Consider the following 20,805-nt stretch of genomic DNA (forward strand, 5'->3'; position numbering starts at 1 on the left):
CTTTCCTTTGCATGTCAGCACCGCCCAAGCGGCACGCACGTTACGAGGGACGCGGGTTATGCCGCCGTCCCGATCCGTTCCAGGCGATAGCTGCCGTCGAGTACGCCCTGCACCCAGTCTTGATGGTTCAAATACCAGTCCACAGTGACCGCAATTCCCTGCTCGAAGCTATACGTCGGCTCCCAGCCCAGTTCGTTCTTCAATTTGGACGCATCGATCGCGTAGCGTCGGTCGTGACCCGGCCGGTCGGCGACGTGGGTGATCTGACTGGCGCGGGGTTTGCCGTCCTCGCGCGGACGCCGCGCGTCCAGCAGTGCGCAGATTGCCTGCACCACCTCGATATTCTGCTTCTCGGCGTTACCACCGACGTTGTAGGTCTCGCCGACCTTGCCCTTGGCCAGCACGGTGCGAATCGCTTCGCAGTGGTCGCCGACGAACAACCAATCGCGCACCTGCTTGCCATCGCCATAGACTGGCAGCGGTTCGCCGGCCAGCGCCTTGGCGATCACCAGCGGGATGAGTTTCTCCGGGAAGTGATACGGGCCGTAATTGTTGGAGCAGTTGGTGGTCAGCACCGGCAACCCATAGGTGTGGTGGAACGCACGCACCAGGTGATCGGAAGCGGCCTTGGACGCGGAATATGGCGAGTTCGGCGCATACGGCGTGGTTTCGGTGAACTTACCGGTCTCGCCGAGCGTGCCATAGACCTCGTCGGTGGACACATGCAGGAAGCGGAAACCTTCGCGGCGTGTGTCCGGCAAGGCTTTCCAGTAATCGCGTACCGCCTCCAGCAGGCCAAGGGTGCCGACGACATTGGTCTGGATGAACGCTCCCGGGCCATCGATCGAACGATCCACATGGCTTTCGGCAGCGAAATTGAGCACCGCATCTGGCTGATGTTCGGTCAGCAAGCGAGTCACAAGGGCGCGGTCGCCGATATCGCCATGCGCGAAGACATGGTCCGGATTCCCCTGCAGCGCAGCCAAGGTGTGCAGATTGCCGGCATACGTCAGCGCATCCAGGTTGATCACCCGCGCGCCGCGCGCCACTGCCTCAAGCACGAAATTGCCGCCGATGAAACCGGCACCGCCGGTCACGAGCCAAGTCGCCACTGTTGTGTCTCTCCTGATCGGACGCCGTCGGCACCCAATGCCCAAACCGCACAGAATATACGCTTTATATGAATCGGTCGTGGTCGCCGCACCGGGCGATCGCGGCCCGCTGATTGCGCCCTCCATACGCCATCGCATGGCACCCCGCACCCGGTTAGAATCCTCCGACTGCCCCGCGCCTGCCGTTGCAGCCGAGGCTTCCCGCACTACTGAAGGATCACGTACACGATGAAAATCCTCGTCGCCTACAAGCGCGTGGTGGACTACAACGTCCGCATCCAGGTCAAACCGGACGGCTCCGGCGTGGTCACCGAGGGCGTCAAGCTCTCCGCCAATCCATTCGACGAGATCGCCCTGGAAGAGGCGCTGCGCCTACGCGACGCCGGCATCGCCAGCGAGGTGGTGGTCGCCACCATCGCGCCGGCCGACGCCGCCGCGCACCTGCGCAACGGCCTGGCGATGGGTGCCAACCGCGCCATCCACGTGGTGACCGACGCCGCGATCCAGCCGCTGACCGCCGCACGCACCTTGCTCAAGCTGGTCGAGCAGGAGCAGCCGGATCTGGTGATCCTCGGCAAACAGGCCATCGACGACGATGCCAACCAGACCGGGCAGATGCTGGCCACACTGTGGGGCCGACCACAGGCCACCTTCGCCAGCAAGCTGGTCGTGGCCGACGGCAAGGCCACGGTGACCCGCGAGGTCGATGCCGGCCTGGAAACAGTGGAAGTGGATCTGCCGGCGGTGATCACCACCGACCTGCGCCTGAACGAACCACGCTTCATCAAACTGCCGGACATCATGAAGGCAAAAAGCAAGCCGCTGCAGACCCTGGCCTTCGCCGACCTGGGCGTGCAGGCCAACGACAGCCTCGCCATCACTCATTACGCCCCACCCGCCAAGCGCAGCCGCGGCGTGATGGTCAAGGACGCCGCCGAACTGGTGGCCGCACTCAAGCAAAAAGGGTTGCTGTAATGGCCAAGATCCTCATCGTCGCCGAACACCTCAACGGGCAGCTCAACGCCGCCACCGCCAAAACCGTCAGCGCCGCGCAAGCGCTGTCGCCCGCCACCATCGACATCGTCGTGCTCGCCACCGATCCGACCCCGGTGGCCGCGCAGGCTGCGCAAATCGCCGGCGTCACCCGTGTACTCACGGTCGCCAACCCGGCCAATGCGCACACCATTGCGCAGGTGCTGGGCCCGCAGATCGCTGCGTTGGCAAAGGGCTACACCCACGTATTCGGCCCCTCCACCACCTTCGGCAAGGATCTGATGCCGGTGGTGGCCGCGCTGCTCGGCGTCAACCAGATCTCCGACCTGATGGCGGTGGACGGCGAGTACGCGTTCAAGCGCCCGATCTATGCCGGCAACGCCATCATCAGCGTGCAGGCGCCAGCCGATCAGATCGTGGTCGCCACCGTGCGCAACGCATCCTGGCCCGAAGCGGCGCAAGGCGGCAACGCTGCAATTGAAGCGATCAGCGTCGACGTCGCGCTGCCCAACCACACTCGCTTCATCGGCTTGGCCGCCGGTAGTTCCGACCGCCCCGATCTGCAAAGCGCCAAGCGCGTGGTGTCCGGCGGGCGCGGCGTCGGCTCGGCGGAAAACTTCCAAATCGTCTACCAACTGGCCGACAAACTCGGCGCGGCGGTCGGCGCCTCGCGCGCGGCGGTCGACGCCGGTTACGTGCCGAACGAGCTGCAGGTTGGGCAAACCGGCAAGATCATCGCACCTGACTTGTACGTAGCCATCGGCATCAGTGGCGCGATCCAGCACCTGACCGGGATCAAGGACGCTGGCACCATCGTGGCGATCAACAAGGATCCGGAATCACCGATCTTCGAGATCGCCGATATCGGCTTGGTCGGGGATCTGTTCACCGTGCTGCCGGAGTTGGAAAAGGCGCTTGGCTGAGCCGTGAACAATGGTTGATATTGCCATCTGGGCCGGTACGCTGGCTGTTTACGTAACCAGCTCCTACGGACTCGCCCAGCCTACTGAACAGAGCGGGTTATAATCGCGATTCAGCTTTCGATCATCAGGTTGCGTAATGCCACTTACATCCAGTTTTCCAGCAGACCGCCCAGGTGTTTCAGGGCATGCACTCTGTGTGGATCTGGACGGCACGCTGCTGAATTCGGACATTCTCTACGAGTCTCTGCTCGCGCTGCTGGCACGTAATCCGCTGTACCTGTTCCTGTTGCCGCTGTGGCTACTGCACGGCAAAGCCGCATTGAAGCGCGAACTCGCCAAGCGCGTGTCGCTTCCAGCAGAAACACTGCCCTACAACGCGGATGTGCTGGAACTGCTTCGCACCACGCCACAGCGTCCACGCGTGCTTTGCACGGCTTCCGATGAATTACTGGTCGCACCAATTGCCGCACACCTGGGCCTGTTCGAAGAGGTCATCGCCAGCGACGGCCAGCGCAACCTGTCCGGCCGCAACAAGGCCGACGTCCTGGTGGAGCGCTTCGGCGCAGGCAACTTTGACTATGCAGGCAATGGCCGCGTAGACCTTCACGTCTGGGACAAGGCCGGCGGTGCCTGGGTGGTCAACAACGGCAACGGGCTGCGCGCGGCAGCGGCACAACGCACCACCGTCCACGCACACTGGCCGGCGCCACCGCGTACCCGCGCCTGGCTGAAGGCGCTGCGTCTGCACCAGTGGTTGAAGAACTTGCTGGTGTTCGTGCCGCTACTGACTGCGCATCGTTTCATGGAGGGCGAATCGATCCTACAGTCGGTTATCGCCATGGTCGCGTTCGGGCTGTGCGCCTCGGGTGTGTATGTCCTCAACGACCTGCTCGACCTCACCCCCGATCGACATCATCCACGCAAACGCAAACGTCCATTCGCCGCCGGTCGGCTACCGCTTCTGCAAGGACTGTTCGCTGCGCCCGCATTGACTCTTGCCGGACTTGCACTGTCGCTCGCCTGCACGCCGCAATTCACCCTGGTCTTGCTGGCCTATTACACGATGACCCTGGCCTACTCGCTGCGTCTCAAGCGCATCGTGATGATCGACGTTGTACTGCTGGCGGCGCTGTATACCGTGCGGATCATCGGCGGCGCAGTGGCCATCCACCTGGACCTGTCGTTCTGGCTGCTAGCGTTCTCGATGTTTATCTTTTTGTCACTGGCGCTACTCAAGCGATACACCGAACTGCACGCAATGCTCAACAGCGGCAAGACCAAGGCCAGCGGTCGCGCCTACTCCGTGGAAGACCTAGTGTTGTTGCAATCGATGGGTGCCGCCGCCGGCTACATCGCGGTGCTGGTCATGGCGCTGTACATCAACAGCCCGGAAAGCGTGCACCTATACCACCATCCGCAACTGCTGTGGCTGATCTGCCCAGTGCTGCTGTACTGGGTCAGCCGGGTCTGGATCGTGGCGCATCGCGGCGACATGCACGACGACCCGATCGTCTTCGCTGCCACCGATCGCGTCAGCCAGGTGGTCGTGGCGCTATGCGGTCTGTTCGCGCTGAGCGCCATCTGATGACAGATGCCGGGCATTCTTGGGGACGCTATCCTCGGGCAACGCAAACGCTGCTAACGATCCTCGACCGGACCGCCGCATTGCCCGCCTTCGCAGGCAGTGCATTACCACGCGGCAATGGCCGCAGCTACGGCGACAGTTGCCTCAATCCGGACGGCACCTTGCTATGCGCACGCGGCCTGGACCGCTTCATCGACTTCGATCCGCAATCCGGTCGGCTACGCTGCGAGGCTGGCGTCACCCTCGCCGACATCATCGACCTGGCCTTGCCGCAAGGCTGGTTCCTACCGGTGACACCAGGCACACGTTACGTCACCGTGGCCGGCGCTATCGCCAACGACGTACACGGCAAGAACCATCACCGCACCGGCACCTTCGGCCATCACGTGTGCGCCTTCGAACTGCTGCGTAGCGACGGCAACCGCCGTCTGTGCACCGCGCACGACGATGCCGAGGGCTGGTTTGCGGCGACGGTGGGCGGACTCGGCCTGACCGGGCTGATCACCTGGGCGGAGATCCAATTGCGCCGCGTCGCCGGTCCCGTGCTGGAGACGGAGAATATTCGCTTCGGCTCGCTCGACGAGTTCTTCGCCCTGTCCGCCACATCGGCCAAAAGCCACGAATATAGCGTCGCGTGGATCGATTGCCTGGCCAGCGGGCGCGCACGCGGACGCGGTCATTTCACCCGTGCCGATCACTGCGCCGGCCTGCCCGAAGAACGTCCGAGTACGCCCGGCAACGGCATGGTCATGCCAATGACCCCGCCATTTTCTCTGGTCAACCGCCTATCGCTGCGACCGTTCAATACACTGTACTACTGGCGCCAGCCTGCACTGCGCAAACGCCGGCTCAGCCATGTGCTGCCGTTCTTCTACCCACTTGATGGTATCGGCCACTGGAACCGCATGTACGGCCCACGCGGCTTTTTGCAATACCAATGCGTGTTGCCACCGACCACCGCGCGCGAGGGCGTAGACGCATTGTTGGCGGAAATCGCACGCAGCGGCAGCGGCTCCTTCCTCGCTGTGCTGAAGGAATTCGGCGACATCGCCTCGCCCGGCATGCTGTCTTTTCCGCGCCCAGGCACCACGCTCGCCCTGGATTTCCCCAATAACGGCACCGAAGTGCTGCGCCTGCTGGAACGGCTGGACCGCATCGTCGACGAAGCCGGCGGCGCTCTGTACCCTGCCAAGGATGCGCGCATGAGCGCTCACTCGTTCCAACACGCCTACAGCCGCTGGCAAGCATTCAGCCGCTATCTCGATCCACGTTTTTCATCCGGCTTCTGGCGCCGGGTCACGGAGTGAACATGCAACGCGTCCTCATCATCGGTGCGACCTCCGCCATCGCCGAAGCCACCGCCCGTCATTACGCTGCCCGCGGTGCGGCGATTCATCTGCTCGGTCGCCAAGCCACACGCTTAGAAGCAATCGCAGCGGATCTTTCGGTGCGCGGGGCCAACGCCAGTTACGGGGTGCTCGACGTCAACGATACCGCCGGCCACGCTGCGGCGTTCGACACCGCTTGGGCTGCACTGGGTAGCGTGGACGTGGTACTGATCGCCCACGGCACACTTCCTGACCAGGCAGCATGCGAAGCTTCCGTCGCGCTGGCGTTGCACGAATTCGCCACCAACGGCACCTCGACCATCGCCCTGTGCGCCGCGCTGGTGCCGCGCCTGCATGCCGGTGCGACGCTAGCGGTGATTTCATCGGTGGCCGGTGATCGCGGCCGCGCCAGCAACTACCTGTACGGCAGCGCCAAGGCTGCGGTCAGCGCCTATCTGAGTGGCCTGGGCCAGCGCCTGCATCAGCAAGGAATCAACGTACTCACGATCAAACCAGGATTCGTCGACACGCCAATGACCGCCGCTTTCAAGAAGGGCGCGCTGTGGGCCAAGCCCGACCACATCGCCAAGGGCATCCTGCGCGCGGTCGATGGTGGCCGCGCAATCGCCTACCTGCCCGGTTTCTGGTGGGCCATCATGTTCATCATCAAATCCATTCCCGAATGCGTTTTCCGCAGGATCAAGCTCTGACATGACCGACAAACACGCCAAGATCGTCATCACCGGCGCTGCGGGCCTGGTCGGACAGAACCTGATCGTCGAACTCGAGCAGCAGGGCTACACCCAGCTGGTAGCGATAGACAAACACGCGCACAACCTGCAGATCCTGCGCGAGCTGCATCCGGCCGTGCGCGTGGTGCAGGCGGACCTGGCCGAGCCCGGCGACTGGACGCGCGAATTCGCGGACGCGGCCTGCGTCGCCCAGTTGCACGCGCAGATCACCGGCAAGACCAGCGACCTGTTCACCCGCAACAATCTCACTGCGACTGCCCACGTGCTCGACGCCTGCCGCGCGGCGGACGTGCCGTATCTGGTGCACATCAGCTCCTCGGTGGTGAACTCGGTCGCCAAGGATGACTACACCGAGACCAAGCGCGTACAGGAAGCCATGGTGGTCGCTAGCGGCCTGCGCCACTGCGTGCTGCGTCCGACCCTGATGTTCGGCTGGTTCGATCCCAAACACCTGGGTTGGCTATCGCGCTTCATGGCCAAGACACCGGTGTTTCCAATTCCCGGCAACGGCAAGTTCATGCGTCAACCGCTATACGAGCGCGATTTCTGCCGCTGCATCGCCAAATGCATCGAGCGCGAACCCGATGGCGACATCTACGACATCGTCGGAGACACCCGCGTCGACTACGTCGATATCATCAAGACGATCAAGCGAGTCAAACGCCTGCACACCTTGATCGTGCATATCCCGATCAGCTTTTTCGCCTTCCTGCTGCGCGTGTACTCGCTATTCAGCACCAAGCCTCCGTTCACTGCCGACCAGCTCAAAGCGCTCAGCGCCGGTGACGACTTCAAGGGCGTGGACACCAAGACGGTGTTCGGCGTGCGCCAGACGCCGTTCGAAGATGCGATCCGCGAAAGCTATACCGACCCGCGCTACAGCCACATCGTGCTCAAGCGCTGAACCGTCACCACGAGAGATGACATGAGTAATTTCGCGATTGTCGGCAGCGGCCCAATGGGCCTGATGGCTGCCATGGAACTCCTGAAGAAAGGCCATCAGGTCGACGTGTACGAACGCGACGACCGCATCGGCGGCATGTCCGCGGATTTCGATTTCGATGGCCTGCGCATCGAACGCTATTACCACTTCATCTGCAAGACCGATTTCCCGCTGTTCAAACTTCTCGACGAGTTGAAACTATCGGACCGCCTGCACTGGACGGATACCAAAATGGGGTACTACTACCAAGGCAAGCTGCACAAGTGGGGGACCCCCTTCGCCCTGCTTGGCTTCCCGCACCTGGGGCTGGTCGACAAGATTCGCTATGCCCTGCACGTCATGCACACCAAGGGCATCAGCGACTGGACCGCGCTGGACAAGGAGAACGCGCGCGACTGGATCATACGCTGGATCGGGCCCAAGGCCTATCAGGTGATGTGGGAAAAAGCGTTTGCACTGAAATTCTTCGAATACCAGAACGCCCTGTCAGCCTCGTGGATCGGTACCCGTATCAAGCGCGTGGCGCTGTCGCGGCGTAATCTCTTCAACGAAAGCATGGGCTATCTGCAAGGTGGCTCAGCGGTACTTCTCGATCGAATGGCGACGGAAGTCGCGCGTCTGGGAGGCCGCATTCTGCTATCCCAACCAATCGACGAGGTCACATCCGCCGACGGCAATATCACCGGTATTCGCACGTCCAGCGGCCACCATGCCTACGATGGCGTAGTATCCACTGCACCGATCCAATATGTGCCGGAAATGGTTCCCGGCCTACCGCAGGCATTCGCCGACCAGATCACTGCGATCGAAAACATTCCGGTCGCCTGCGTAATCCTCAAACTCTCCAAACCGGTCAGCGAAAACTTCTGGATGAACATCAGCGACGACCGGATCGCCATCCCGGGCCTGATCGAGTACAGCAACCTCAACCCAGGCAAGGGCCCCGGCGAGCACATCGTATACGCGCCCTATTACATGCCCAAAACACATCCAAAGTGGCAGTGGAGCAACCAGCAACTGATCGATGAAGTGATTAGCTACCTGCCAATGATCAATCCCGACTTCAAGCCGGAATGGATCCGCGCCACCCATTGCCATCGCTACGAGTATGCACAAACGATCTGCCCGCCTGGATTCCAGGACATGCTACCGCCGATGAAGACGCCGCTACGCGGCTTCTTCATGGCGGATACGGCGTATTACTACCCGGAAGATCGCTCGATCAATGAGAGTATTTCGGTAGGATGCGAGATCGCTCGAACGGCTCTGTCGAAAATATGATCAACCGGCAGTTCATCGGCTTTGTCGCTGCGGGAGGCATTGCTGCCGCAGCTAACTTTTCCTCGCGAATCCTTCTTAGCCACTGGCTTGCTTATGTTCCAGCTATCGCACTGGCCTACCTAATTGGAATGACTATCGCGTTCGTGCTGAACCGCCAGTTCGTGTTCGAAAAATCGGCAACCGCGCTACATAAACAAGCCTTCTGGTTCGTGACAGTTAATATGATAGCCATATTACAGACGATCGCAATAAGCTTACTGCTGGCTCATTGGATTTTCCCATTAATCGGGTTTCATTTTTATCCCGAAACCATTGCACATGCCGCCGGCGTGATCACTCCGATTTTCACCAGCTTTATTGGACACAAGCATCTGAGCTTCAAGATTGCAGCCCCGCAAAAAGCGCCTCGTTGAATTTACATTCACGGATATCAAATATACGATGCTCATGAAATACACAACATCCCTTCTTTTCCCCAAAGGCTCATCTACTTGCAGCTTAAAAAAGCCAGATCTGCCGACCATCTTCTTTACTGCATACGTAGTAATTCTACTCTCCCAGTTCATTGGAACGTTTCACTTCATTTTTGGCCCCGCAGTTCTTGAATCCGGTGACTTCGCCGCGAATGCGCTGCAGATTTCCAATGCAGGAAAAATGAAGGAATTGCTCGGAAATTACTCGCGCTGGCATTTCCATCATCCTGGCCCGGCATTTTTTTATGCATATGCACTCGGCGAGTCGATCTTTTTCAAGGTCTTGCACATAGTAAAGAGTCCGCATCAAGCCCATGTACTAGCAGGAATAATCCTCCAGAGCTTTTTTGTCGCACTCTCAGCATGCCTTTGTGCGCTTACATGCGACTCCAAGAGGGCAGCAAGCAGCCTTGTACTCGCGGTCATTGTCGTGTTGGGCCTGACAAGCTTCGGAAGTCTCTCCAGCATTTGGCCACCTCACGTTCTGTTCGGGCCGTTTCTTTTGCTGGTCATTGCTGCAGCTGCTGCCTCAAGGGGACAAGACTCGGGCTTGGTTGCGTTGACCCTTGCATCCGGATTCTGTATCCACGGACACGTAGCGCAAGCTGCACTGACCGTTCCCGTGGCCACTTATGGTGCAATGGGTTGGGTCCTCAGCACGGACAGGAATTGGCGACCGCACCTCCGGACGCTGATCTGGTTGCTTGCGATAGGTTTTGTTTTTGCACTCCCCATACTCATCAATGCGGCTTTTGTACGACCCTCTAATATCCAGGAGATTCTTGGCTACCTTCATGCAAACCAGGATCCGCGCCCATCCTTTCATGTGGCATTGCGCTATATTCTGGGCTTCTGGTTATTTGATCCGTATCCAGAAATAACGGCAGAACACGGTGCCACATTAGCAAGTGCGTGGCATGCCTCTCTCTTTCTATGCTTGTCTACTTTGGCCGTCTTCTTTACGCCACTAGGCCAACGAACTTCCGGATACAGGAATATCTTCCTCGCCGCATTTCTCGCACTGGCCATGTCCATATTCTGGGCTACGCGTATCACTGGGCCCCTTTACGAATTCAATTCGTTTTATGTCTACGCCCTAGTTGCCATTTCCCTCTTCTTAATCATGGAAGGGCTCGCCGCGCTGCTGCAAAATTACGCAAAACTGATCGCACCCTCGACTTTTTTGCTGGCTGGCACGTTCATAATTATGACTTACCGGCCTCACACTGCATTCTCAAGCGGTGAAACATATGCACTTCCTTCTCCAATCATGCCTTCCTCACGAGGTAAATCCTTCCTGATCTCTGTGACAACAGAGTCATGGCCGATGACGACTGCGCTCACTCTTGAACTAGAGCGCGAGGGAGCATCCGTACACGTCAGCAAAGAATGGGATTTTATGTTTGGAAAGCAACACTCCCTTGATGTCTTGTCACTCAATACCATTTCGAACCCCATATTCATCAATGCACGCCAGGGTGAAAATCCGCCCAAGCAATCGCCGCTCGGCCTAAATGCATTCTGCATACCAGCAATGGCACAGAGGAAGTATGTGGGAGATCATTCCATAGGCGAGGCACTTAGGGACTGCTCCCTCGCTTCGTTTTCAACCGCTGAACCGAGCGGTGATTTCGTTTTTTCTTTGGGACGTGGAGCCGCTTTGCAATTCAAGGCAAATCGAAGCGATCGCATGACGTTGCAACTTTCGCCCTTCCTTGGAGGAAACATCAAGGAACAACATATTGAAGTTCTTCTCTCTGGTAAGCAGATCTACTCCGCTACGCTGAAAAATTCGGCTTCCGTGGAAGCCGAACTCGATTGCGACTTGTGCACCCTAGAAATCAGAACACCCAATGCGTTCAGTCCTGTTTCTGAGGGGATAAGCGCTGATGGGCGAGAACTGGGCTTTGCTCTGCAGCGACTCGCCATTAGGCCAGGCAACTGATCACAATGACGGCGGGGCGGTTGCCTACCTCTGCACCGCATGCCGACGTCATTTGCATGACGAGCAAGACGACTGCAAGTTGGGACCGTCCAGTGCCAGAGTAGGAGAAACGGTTGAGATGGACCCCAAGATAATGACGGAGTCAGTCGTCGCCAACCATCGGCTTGCATTTTGGCAAGATTGCCAAGCAATACGCTTGGCAATCATCACCGGCAGAAATCGACACAGAATCAACATGAAATCAGCAGGAGTGCCACGCAACTCCTCAGGCGTCGATGCGCTCTAGTACAACAATTTCTCCATCAATCCGCGCGACGATTCGCGCCAGGTCAAAGTCCGGATATTGGCCGGCACCTTCCATCCGAGCGCTACGCCACGTTCGATTTCAGCTGCAAGCGCATCTGCATCGCCTACAGGGAAATAGCTTGCCTCTTCACCCGCGATCTCCCTGAAAACGGCAAGATCGCTAAGCAAAAGTGGCTTGCCACGACTGCCTGCCTCCACCACGGGCAAACCAAATCCTTCCGCAACCGATGCCTGGACCAATACATCGACCCTGTCCATCAAGTGATGCAGGTCGGTATCAGACATCCCCTGCAACCAGAAAAGTCGTGTGCCCAATTGCGGATGTGCCTGGAGTTTTTGCACAAGCTCTTCAACGTTCCATCCATGTTTACCGACGATGGCCAGTGCGACATCACCACCACGTGCCCATATTGTTTCGAAGGCTGCCAGAATGGTCGCGTAGTCCTTGCGTGGTTCGACTGTACCAATTGCCAAGACTAGCGGCCTGGCACCCAGCCCTTCCAGCAGCGACGCAATCGCGCCTGACGCCTGGCCGGCGATCTGGCCAGACTCCAGATCGCTCCCCAGGTGCATGGCGCGCGTCCAGGGTCTGGCCACCGGATGTGCGGGCTGCTCATCCAGGAAACGCTCAAGATCCTGCTTCGTCGCCTCGGAAATACAGACAAATCCATCTGCAGTGGCTGCGGCATGCTCAAGCCATCCCCGGAACACTGGCGGCATGACGGGATCGCAGGTATGCGGCACTAGCAAGGGGATAAGATCATAGACCATCCAGACCACCTCGCCGCCTGCGGCGGCCACCTGAGCGTGCAGGGCATCAAATCGTTCGGGACTCCACCACGATGAGTCGAGCATCAGCAGCAGGTCATTCGGCTTTACCGTGACTCGCACGCCCGCGTTGGCGGTTTCGATGGACATACCCAGGTGGTTGGCGGCGTAATCACTGGCATATAAGATGCCGTGCTCGGTCCAACAGATGGGCTGTACTTCCACCCCCACCTCGTCAGCTAATACGTGCAGGCCTGCACAATAATTGCGCACAACGCGCTGAACGCCGCTACGTGCGTCCAGTCGCACTACCTCACTGACATCAACCAGGATGCGGCGTCGACCGCGCGCGGCAGCGGCGGCTAGACCCTGCTCCAAATGACCAACTGCATCGGGGGCATCAATCAACAGCCCTGACCAGGCATCGATGTCCTCCTGAGTCACCCGTACACGATCAAAATCGCCGACTTTGCCAAACTGTGGCTGCACCGCCTTGGCGTCGCCTGCCAGAGTTCGCATCGCAGCGAGTGCGCTTTCAGCGCATGATTTCCAATTGTAGGTCCAAGCATGCGCCTTGACCCCGGAAACCAATACCTCACGAAAGGCTACATCTTCCAAGGCGGCTTCAAGAAGCGATGCAGCCGCGTCAAGGTCATGCGGGTTGAACAGGCAACGCGGATCGTGCACAACTTCAGGCAAACTGCCGGTGTCGGCGCTTAGAACGGGCGCGCCAAATGCCATTGCCTCAAGCACAGGAAGGCCAAATCCCTCATAAAAGGAGGGAAAATAAAACACTCGGCAAGCCCGGTACAAAGTGGCCAACTCGACATCATCGACACGACCAAGCACGCGCACCCGCGAAGCGATATGCGAGAAGGAACCAGCGAGTGCCTCTTTAACATCTGTACCGACTTGGGTGAGCACAAGCAGATACTTCTTCTGAAGGCTACGTGGTAGTCGTGCAAAAGCCTCTAGTGCACCTAGGGTATTTTTGCGCCAGTCACCATTGCCCACCATTAGCACGAAGGGCGCGTCAATCCCGCGCCGCGCAAGAATTCCCTCGTCAATAGGCGAGTCAGCCTGCGCAATGGCCAACATATCCGGATCAAGTCCCGCATTGATCACATGAATCTTTTCAGGAGAAATACCAAGTTGCTCGATCAGGTCGACTCGCGTCGCTTGGGATATCGCCAGGAAGCAATCGAATTTACTGAAGCTCTCACATTTACGCGGATACCACTCAGCCATGAACGGATGCGGCGCCAGGTAGCGCTCCGGATACAGTAGCGGTATCAAATCGTATGCAATGACCGCCGTCTTCGGCCGCGAATCCGCCGCCCAGTTGATTTCGGTTGTATAACTGCCACCCGTTTCAAAGTAACTCGTATGCAGAAATGCATCCAGCCCTAAGGATTCAAAGAATCTACCACGCAGGCGCGCAGCACTTTGCATGCGTAGCGCGTCATGATCGACGAAAGCGCTTGCAGGGTAGTGCATCACTGTCGTTGCTGTAGGCACACACTGATGGCGCAGACGCGACCGCGCCTGGCGCAGACGCATAGGGTCCGCACTATCCAGCGCCAACAGGATCTCATCGTCCTGGCGCTGACGCACCATCTCAGTAACCAAGTTGTCAGCATACCTGCCGATCCCGCGGTCGCGCGAATCGGTCAGGCACGCCTGCATGTCGATAGCAAGACGCACCGTATCCCCCTACTCCGTCATTCAGATCGAATGTCGACGCATATCCGCGTCTACCATCATCGTGATTAGCTGTTCCAGGGACGTCTTGGGCTTCCAGCCAAGCTTTTCCATCGCTTTACCGGGGTTTCCGAGCAACACATCCACTTCGGCCGGACGGAAAAATTTCTCGTCGATCACCAAGTGATCATCCATATTCAGGCCCACGTGGCCAAAGGCAATCTTGCACATGTCGCGCACCGTCGTGGTGAGACCGGTGGCAACCACATAATCACCGCCTTCCGCCTGCTGGGTCATCAACCACATCGCCTCAACGTAGTCACCGGCAAAGCCCCAGTCACGCTTTGAATCGATGTTACCCAGGCGCAGCTCCCGCTGCTTGCCCAGCTTGATACGGGCCACAGCGTCGGTGACCTTACGGGTCACGAACTCAATACCCCGCAGCGGTGACTCATGATTGAACAGGATGCCGCTCGAAGCGTGCATTCCGAAGCTCTCTCGATAGTTCACCGTCGCCCAGTGCGCCATCAACTTCGCCACACCGTAGGGACTGCGCGGATAGAAGGGCGTCGACTCGCTCTGCATCTCGGCCTGAATCAAACCGAACATCTCACTGGTGGATGCCTGGTAGAAGTGGGCCTTGTCATTGACGATGCGTACTGCCTCAAGCACGTTGAGCGCACCTACGCCATCGACTTGAGCCGTCAGAATCGGCTGTTGCCAAGACGAACCGACAAAGCTCTGAGCGCCAAGGTTGTAAACTTCGTCCGCCTTGGATACATGCATGGCGCGGATGAGTGACGAAAGATCAGTCAGATCGCCATCAAGCAGGACGACATCATCGGCGATGTCCAATTCGCGCAGGCGCCACAGCGTGTCGCTGCTGCGGCGAGCAAGGATGCCATGCACCTTGTAGCCTTTGGACAGTAAAAGCCGAGAGAGGTAGGCGCCATCCTGGCCGGTAATGCCAGTGATCAGGGCGTTCTTACTCATTGATTTTTCCTTGCATGTTCGAGAATTTCGGAAAGCGTTGATTGTATGTCGAAAGCCTGCATCCAGCCGGTATCGCGCTGGAGCTTCGCGGGACTAGCCACCATGCGCCGCTGCTCGGCAGGGCGCATCTTGGCAGGATCTTGGCGGACTTCCACCTCAATGCCAGTGAGACGGCACATTTCAAGGAGCAAATCGCGGACGCGGCGCTCTACGCCAGAGGCAACGATATAGGTTTCGCCAGACCTGCCGCGCGCCAGCAGAGCAGCATAAGCGGCGACGACATCGCGCACGTCACTGAAATCGCGCGTCGTATCGATATCCCCCGCCTCAATCACCGCGGGCTGCCGTCCCTCGGCAATGGCGACTACCTGCCCGGCAAGAGAAGAAAGCACGAAACGACTTCCCTGGCCAGCGCCTACGTGATTGAACGGGCGCGCGATCACTACGTCGAGCTTCTCGCTTCGATGCCACTGCATGCAGAGCTGCTCAGCAGCCCATTTACTGACGGCATACGGGCTGCGAGGTTCCGGCAGAAGGGTCTCATCGACAGGGAGAGCGCCATCGGGAACGCGTCCGTAAATATCACCGGAGCTGACGTACAGAAAGCGTCCGGAGAAGCCTTTCCGCGCAAGCGCCTGAAGCAGATGCAGGGTCCCAATCAAGTTGACCTGCAACGTCTCATCAGGGTCGTCGAACGACTGGGGTACGAAACTCTGTGCAGCAAGGTGGACTACCGCGTCAGGACACGCATCGCCCAGCGCACTTTCGATTGCAGCCATATCGCGCAAATCAGTACCGGCTGGCAATGGCACAGCCTCGACATGACCGAACTGCCCCTGCGCCACCGCGTCCAGCAAATGCTTTCCGACGAACCCACCGGCACCCGTCACAAGAAGCTTTTTCGGCCCATCATTCATGCGGAACTTCCCCACGATGGGCAACGATCGCGTAATCGGGAGCGACGTGCGTACGAGCAAGCAGATTATTGATCGAGGATGATCCTGGCAGATCATCGGGCAACAAGGCTGGGGCAGTCAGATCGCGCTCTTCAGTGAGGCGCTCGATCCTTGCATCCGAATAACCACGCGCCTCGACGACCCAACGCAGCATCTGCGGCGGCAGCGGATTGCGATGGGTAGGATCCATGTAGAAATAGATCGTCGCCACATCCAAGTTTTCCGGATTCGGAGTTTCGAGGATCAATACGCCGCCGGGTCGCAATACGTGATGGCATGCGTCAATGAGTTCCACAACGCGGTCGAACGGCAAGTGCTCGACCAGATGCATCGAGGTAATCGCGCCAACACTGCCTGCAGGCATCATTCGCAGCACCTCGATCGCGTCCCCCTCGATCACCTCCATACCCCGCAAAGTCGCATCACTGACAAAACGGGAATTAAGATCGACGCCGCGCGCATGCAGCCCTTCGTCACGCAACAACGCAAGCCACTCCCCACGACCACAGCCAACGTCGACGACTGGAGCGTCTAAGGTTCCCGCACCGCACTCGCGAACGAATTGCAAGTAGGGACGTGCGCGCGCCTGGATCAGTGACTCTGGTCCACGGAAGCGATCTTCGAATGCTGAATACAGCGCGTCCAACTTTGGCGCAAGAGCGGCACGACGCCCCTCCTCCTCAAGCAATCGTCTTTCACGCGTTTGCAAACCTGAAAGTTGATGCTCGATTGCTTCGAGCCGGCTGCCAGCCTCGAGCACCACCTGATTGACATGCCGCCCCAATCGATGAACCTCGCGTGCGCAACGAACCTCCAGCCAATCTATTTGGCTTTCGCGACGCCCGAGGCGGAGCAGCGCATGGGCCCAGGAGAGGACGGGACCCACCAGACGCTTGCGCTTCCAGCGATGCAGTAGCCACGCCAGGCGCAATCCTCGTACCGGTACGCCGACAGCCATGCCCTCAGGTGAAAAACGCATTGAAGCGATGACGTCCAACTTGTTCTGCGCACCTCGACGCAGCGCCTCTATATTCTCGAGAAACCCGACCGAATCAGGTGCACGACGCAGCAGCACACGATACGCGTTGCTGACAAAGTCGGCATCGTCCTGAGAAAGCAGATCACCCAAGTCATAGACTTCGCGTTGCGGCGTTGCAGGTGCAGCCGCGGTCCATATCTCAAAATTTTCCGGCCAGAGCGGGGAATCGACGCCAGTTACGTTCTTTGCCTTTCTCTTTAGCACGGCTGCATTAATATTACGCAGGATATCGCCCACGCTCATTTCCATCAGCACCGGCGAGGATGTGGGGACGATTTTTGGCTGAGTCGTCACGGCAAGCGACCTCCGTGCGGGACTTCAATCGACAGGACCGGTGGAATCCAAGCCGTACCAACGAAGGTTTCGTGGCGGATATTGGCAACATTGAAAACCAGTGCCAAGTCACGCCACTGGTAATTTCTGACCAGATGCGTCTCAGCACTGCACAAGGCCACCGACACCGAATAAGTCCCCGGACCGAGATTCATCGGGAAACTGGCATTGGCGATCAACTGGTCACCTGCCTGCAAGTGCTCTCGCATCTGACCAGTGTGGTGGGTATTCGTGCCAAAAACAGGCTGACCCAGCCTATCTTTGATCATGTAGCCGAGCACGAGTCGATCAATCGACTCGTTAACCCGAATCTTGCAACGCAGGGTTACCGCATCGCCTACGCCAACGTACTCAACTGGATTTCCGGTTTCGTCAAGAAGTTGAATCGAATCAAAAACCGCCTCGCCAGTACCGGACTCGGTCGCTATTCGGCCATCCTCGGTACTTGCAGTCCTGACACTCGCGTTCTCCTTTTCGGCAATCAGAGCGTTGTAGTAATCCATGACTTCCTGCGGATCGCCGTCTCTGATCAGCCGCCCCCCCTCGATCAACAGCGCACGATCGCACAAGGCCTGGATGGCACCCGCATCATGGGAAACGATCAGAAGGGTCGTACCAGCCTCTCGGAATTCACGTATCCGCTTGAAACACTTGTGTACGAAGTACGAGTCCCCCACTGATAGCGCTTCGTCAACGATCAGGGTTTCCGGCCGCACCGCAGTCGCCACGCTGAAGGCCACGCGCATTTGCATGCCGCTTGAGTAGGCGCGGATCGGCTGGTCGAAATAATCGCCAATCTCGGCGAAATCCTCTATCAATTCGAGCATTGGTTCGATCTCGTGACTCGCCGCGCCCATCAGGCCGAGAGCATGACGTGCGTTCTCGCGACCGGTTAGCTCTGCATTGAAGCCGAGCCCAAGCTCCAGAAGCGCAGAGATGCGGCCGATGGCCGCCACCGAACCTTCGTTGGGGCGGACCGTGCCAGTGATGATCTTGAGCAGCGTGCTCTTGCCGGCGCCGTTCTGCCCGACCAAGCCGACAGCTTCGCCACGTCCTATCCGGAATGAAATATGCCGCAACACCCAGTGCTCGGACTGCGGCCTGATAGGAACACCGAACCAACTGGCAAAGCGTTGTAACTCACTCCGATAACTTCGGTAGCACTTGCCCACACCATCGACGACCAGTACGGAATTACTCATAGAGCATCAACCATCTCGGCAGAGGCGCGCCGAAAAACGAAGAACGAAAGGGCCAGCGCCACCAATGCAAACACCGCCGGATAGACCAGTGAGTTCTGCGGCGCACGACCGTAAAGGAAGATGTCGTGATATCCAGTCGCCAGTGCGGCGACAGGATTCAGTCGCAAAATCGCCTGGAACCTTTCAGGGACAACCTGTGCGGGATAAGCAATCGGTGTCATCCAGAACCAGAACTGCATCGCCACCGCCATGATCTGTCCGATATCACGTGCGAACACATTGAGCGTACCCAGAAGCAGGCCGATTCCAGTCGCCAATGCCACGGTAATCGACAACAACAACGGCAACCAAACCAGCGCTGGCGTCAGCGAGATACCCAAGATCGGCACAAGCACCATGATGACCGCGAGCAAGGCAACATTGGTTACCATTGCCGAACCTACCGCGACTAAAGGTAGGCTGATTCTTGGAAACTGCATCTTCTTCAGTAGCGAGCCATTGTCAATGAAGACTGTGAGGCAACGCTGCACGATCTCCGCGAACGCAGACCAGCACAACAGACCGGAAAGCAGATAGACCGCGAAAGCGAAGTGGTTTTCGACGCCCGGTAGCTTGGCGGCCAATACGTTCGACAACACGACCGCAAAAATCAATGCCTGTGCCAATGGCTGCAGAACGATCCAGAGCGTCCCCAGTTTGCTCCGCGCAAGCTTGGAGCGGAAATCGTTAGCAATCGACGAAGCGATGAAGCCTCTGTAGCGCCATGCGGCCGCAATCAATGGTGACATGAAGTTCCTCAATCGTGTTGAGAGTGTAGCGCTGGGCTAACGTTGAGCTGGCGCAAACGAACATCGATGGCGCGGCCCGCATGCTGCGGCGAGAGGAGCGCACCGACAGATTCCGCCGCCCGCTGGCCGAGTTTCCGCGCTCGAACAGGGTCATCGGCGAGCATTTGCATGAACGCGGCGGCCTCTTCCACGTTGGGCTCGGCCCAGACATCGCCATGTTCGTGTGGATACTCACCCTCGCCCACAGGGACCAACCGATATCCCACCAGCATGGCATTGTCGGCCTCCATGAAATCCAGGTTTCCCGACCAGGCTGTGGCAATGACGGGCTTGCCCATCGCCATACACTCCGCCAATCCCAAACCGAAGCCCTCCGCCCGATGCAGCGAAACATAAGCATCGCAGCAGCGTTGCAAGGCATAAACGTGAGCGCGCTCGATCACCTCGTCGCGCACGACAATGCGTGGGTCGGTGGCGGCCTCGTTGAGCAGGCGACGAAACCAATCTTGGTATCGATGCCCATTGCTGGATTTCACCAACAACCGCACATCATCACGCCCCTCTGGAAAAGCACGCTTGAACGCCGCAATCGCGGCATAGGGATTCTTGCGCTCGACCCAAGAATTAAAGTCGAAGGTTATCAGAAAGATAAACTTATCTTCTTCGAGTCCAAAATCCGCGCGTTGCAGGCCGCTGTCGCCAATGGCTGAAAGTGGCTGCGGCACACGCAAGACTGGCTTATCAGTGACCATGGAAAATGCGTTTTCAATGAAACGGGAGGCGACCATGATTTCGTCGACCAAGGCAATGGCGGGAAGCCATGTGCTGGGGACGCGCTCAAGCTCCCAGAACCAGCAGGCGATCAAATGTTTTCCTGCCAGACGCTCGACGCCCACGAGCTCAAGCGCCGACTTCAGATAATCGGGATTGACAAAAATAATGCTGACTGGATGCGGCAGATCATCGCCAATCCAAGCATCCAAGCTATGGTCGTCCCAACCGTGCGGCAGACCGAGATCGATGTCGAACAATCGCACTGGTACCGCAGCTTCGATCAGCGCACGTGCGTACATGCGCAAGCTCTCACCCAGGCCGAACTGTCCGCGTACATAGCCGAGAATATTGACCCCCGGACCGACAGTGGCTTGCATCGGCGCAACTGGGCCAGCGACAGCCGAGGGCAACGGACCATCCCATGCAGGCGTCCGCGCAAAGCGCACACTTTCGGCAGAGGGCGCTGACAGCAGCCGAGCTGCGCCCACGCGCCAGGAAAGAGGCAACCTCCTATACAACACACCCATCCCGCTGCGCTGCCTGATCCAAGCAGACAGATTGAGCAAAAACAGACCCTTCGGCCCGCGCCGACGAAGCTCCTTCACCGGCA

The 20,805-nt window shown here is 58.6% G+C and carries 17 protein-coding genes; 9 read left to right on the forward strand and 8 right to left on the reverse strand.

What is annotated here, in order from left to right; translation table 11 throughout:
* Positions 1–56 precede the first annotated feature (56 nt).
* On the reverse strand, positions 57–1,112 hold the full coding sequence (gene rfbB, locus XALGPE39_RS12490; protein WP_045728456.1) for a dTDP-glucose 4,6-dehydratase: 1,056 nt from the start codon (positions 1,110–1,112) through the stop codon (positions 57–59).
* A gap of 228 nt (positions 1,113–1,340) precedes the next feature.
* Between rfbB and XALGPE39_RS12495 the strand changes: the two genes are divergently transcribed.
* The 9 genes from XALGPE39_RS12495 (at position 1,341) to XALGPE39_RS12535 (ending at position 11,335) form a co-directional block, all read left to right on the forward strand.
* Positions 1,341–2,087: an electron transfer flavoprotein subunit beta/FixA family protein gene (locus XALGPE39_RS12495; RefSeq protein WP_045728457.1), complete on the forward strand. Its 747-nt coding sequence runs from the start codon at positions 1,341–1,343 to the stop codon at positions 2,085–2,087.
* Positions 2,087–3,028, forward strand: coding sequence for an electron transfer flavoprotein subunit alpha/FixB family protein (locus tag XALGPE39_RS12500; RefSeq protein WP_045728458.1), 942 nt, complete (start codon positions 2,087–2,089; stop codon positions 3,026–3,028). Before XALGPE39_RS12495 ends, XALGPE39_RS12500 begins: the two co-directional genes overlap by 1 nt.
* A gap of 196 nt (positions 3,029–3,224) precedes the next feature.
* A complete protein-coding gene (locus XALGPE39_RS12505) occupies positions 3,225–4,613 on the forward strand; it encodes a UbiA family prenyltransferase (RefSeq protein WP_045728459.1) in 1,389 nt (462 codons plus the stop codon).
* Positions 4,613–5,920 (forward strand): FAD-binding oxidoreductase, encoded by a 1,308-nt coding sequence (locus tag XALGPE39_RS12510; protein WP_045728460.1) that lies wholly within the window; start codon positions 4,613–4,615, stop codon positions 5,918–5,920. The genes XALGPE39_RS12505 and XALGPE39_RS12510 overlap by 1 nt, the downstream gene beginning before the upstream one ends.
* Before the next feature lie 2 nt (positions 5,921–5,922).
* The gene (locus XALGPE39_RS12515) at positions 5,923–6,651 is read left to right on the forward strand and encodes an SDR family oxidoreductase (protein ID WP_045728461.1); all 729 of its coding nucleotides are present in this window, start codon (positions 5,923–5,925) and stop codon (positions 6,649–6,651) included.
* A gap of 1 nt (position 6,652) precedes the next feature.
* Entirely contained in the window at positions 6,653–7,597 is a 945-nt protein-coding gene (locus tag XALGPE39_RS12520; RefSeq protein WP_045728462.1) for an NAD-dependent epimerase/dehydratase family protein, read from the forward strand.
* 21 nt (positions 7,598–7,618) lie between these two features.
* Complete coding sequence (locus XALGPE39_RS12525; protein WP_045728463.1) at positions 7,619–8,917, forward strand: NAD(P)/FAD-dependent oxidoreductase; 1,299 nt, start codon at positions 7,619–7,621, stop codon at positions 8,915–8,917.
* Entirely contained in the window at positions 8,914–9,330 is a 417-nt protein-coding gene (locus XALGPE39_RS12530) for a GtrA family protein (protein ID WP_045728464.1), read from the forward strand. The genes XALGPE39_RS12525 and XALGPE39_RS12530 overlap by 4 nt, the downstream gene beginning before the upstream one ends.
* Positions 9,331–9,364: 34 nt before the next feature.
* Entirely contained in the window at positions 9,365–11,335 is a 1,971-nt protein-coding gene (locus XALGPE39_RS12535; RefSeq protein ID WP_235429809.1) for a hypothetical protein, read from the forward strand.
* Between the two features lie 282 nt (positions 11,336–11,617).
* Here XALGPE39_RS12535 and XALGPE39_RS12540 read toward each other — a convergent pair whose 3' ends face one another.
* Genes XALGPE39_RS12540 through XALGPE39_RS12570 form a run of 7 tightly spaced genes read right to left on the reverse strand, consistent with a single transcriptional unit; the run spans position 11,618 to position 20,800 of the window.
* Complete coding sequence (locus XALGPE39_RS12540; RefSeq protein WP_235429810.1) at positions 11,618–14,113, reverse strand: glycosyltransferase family 1 protein; 2,496 nt, start codon at positions 14,111–14,113, stop codon at positions 11,618–11,620.
* Positions 14,114–14,134: 21 nt separating this feature from the next.
* The gene (gene gmd, locus XALGPE39_RS12545) at positions 14,135–15,103 is read right to left on the reverse strand and encodes a GDP-mannose 4,6-dehydratase (RefSeq protein WP_045728466.1); all 969 of its coding nucleotides are present in this window, start codon (positions 15,101–15,103) and stop codon (positions 14,135–14,137) included.
* Positions 15,100–16,020 (reverse strand): GDP-mannose 4,6-dehydratase, encoded by a 921-nt coding sequence (locus XALGPE39_RS12550; protein ID WP_045728467.1) that lies wholly within the window; start codon positions 16,018–16,020, stop codon positions 15,100–15,102. The genes gmd and XALGPE39_RS12550 overlap by 4 nt, the downstream gene beginning before the upstream one ends.
* Positions 16,013–17,392: a class I SAM-dependent methyltransferase gene (locus tag XALGPE39_RS12555; protein ID WP_235429811.1), complete on the reverse strand. Its 1,380-nt coding sequence runs from the start codon at positions 17,390–17,392 to the stop codon at positions 16,013–16,015. Before XALGPE39_RS12555 ends, XALGPE39_RS12550 begins: the two co-directional genes overlap by 8 nt.
* Complete coding sequence (locus XALGPE39_RS12560; protein ID WP_045728468.1) at positions 17,389–18,633, reverse strand: ABC transporter ATP-binding protein; 1,245 nt, start codon at positions 18,631–18,633, stop codon at positions 17,389–17,391. Before XALGPE39_RS12560 ends, XALGPE39_RS12555 begins: the two co-directional genes overlap by 4 nt.
* Entirely contained in the window at positions 18,630–19,421 is a 792-nt protein-coding gene (locus XALGPE39_RS12565; protein ID WP_045728469.1) for an ABC transporter permease, read from the reverse strand. Before XALGPE39_RS12565 ends, XALGPE39_RS12560 begins: the two co-directional genes overlap by 4 nt.
* Before the next feature lie 8 nt (positions 19,422–19,429).
* Positions 19,430–20,800 carry a glycosyltransferase family 4 protein gene (locus XALGPE39_RS12570; protein WP_045728470.1) on the reverse strand — a complete coding sequence of 457 codons (1,371 nt, stop codon included), beginning with the start codon at positions 20,798–20,800 and terminating at the stop codon, positions 19,430–19,432.
* Between the last annotated feature and the right edge of the window lie 5 nt (positions 20,801–20,805).

The sequence above is a fragment of the Xanthomonas sp. GPE 39 genome (genome assembly GCF_000963005.1).
Lineage (GTDB): Bacteria > Pseudomonadota > Gammaproteobacteria > Xanthomonadales > Xanthomonadaceae > Xanthomonas_A.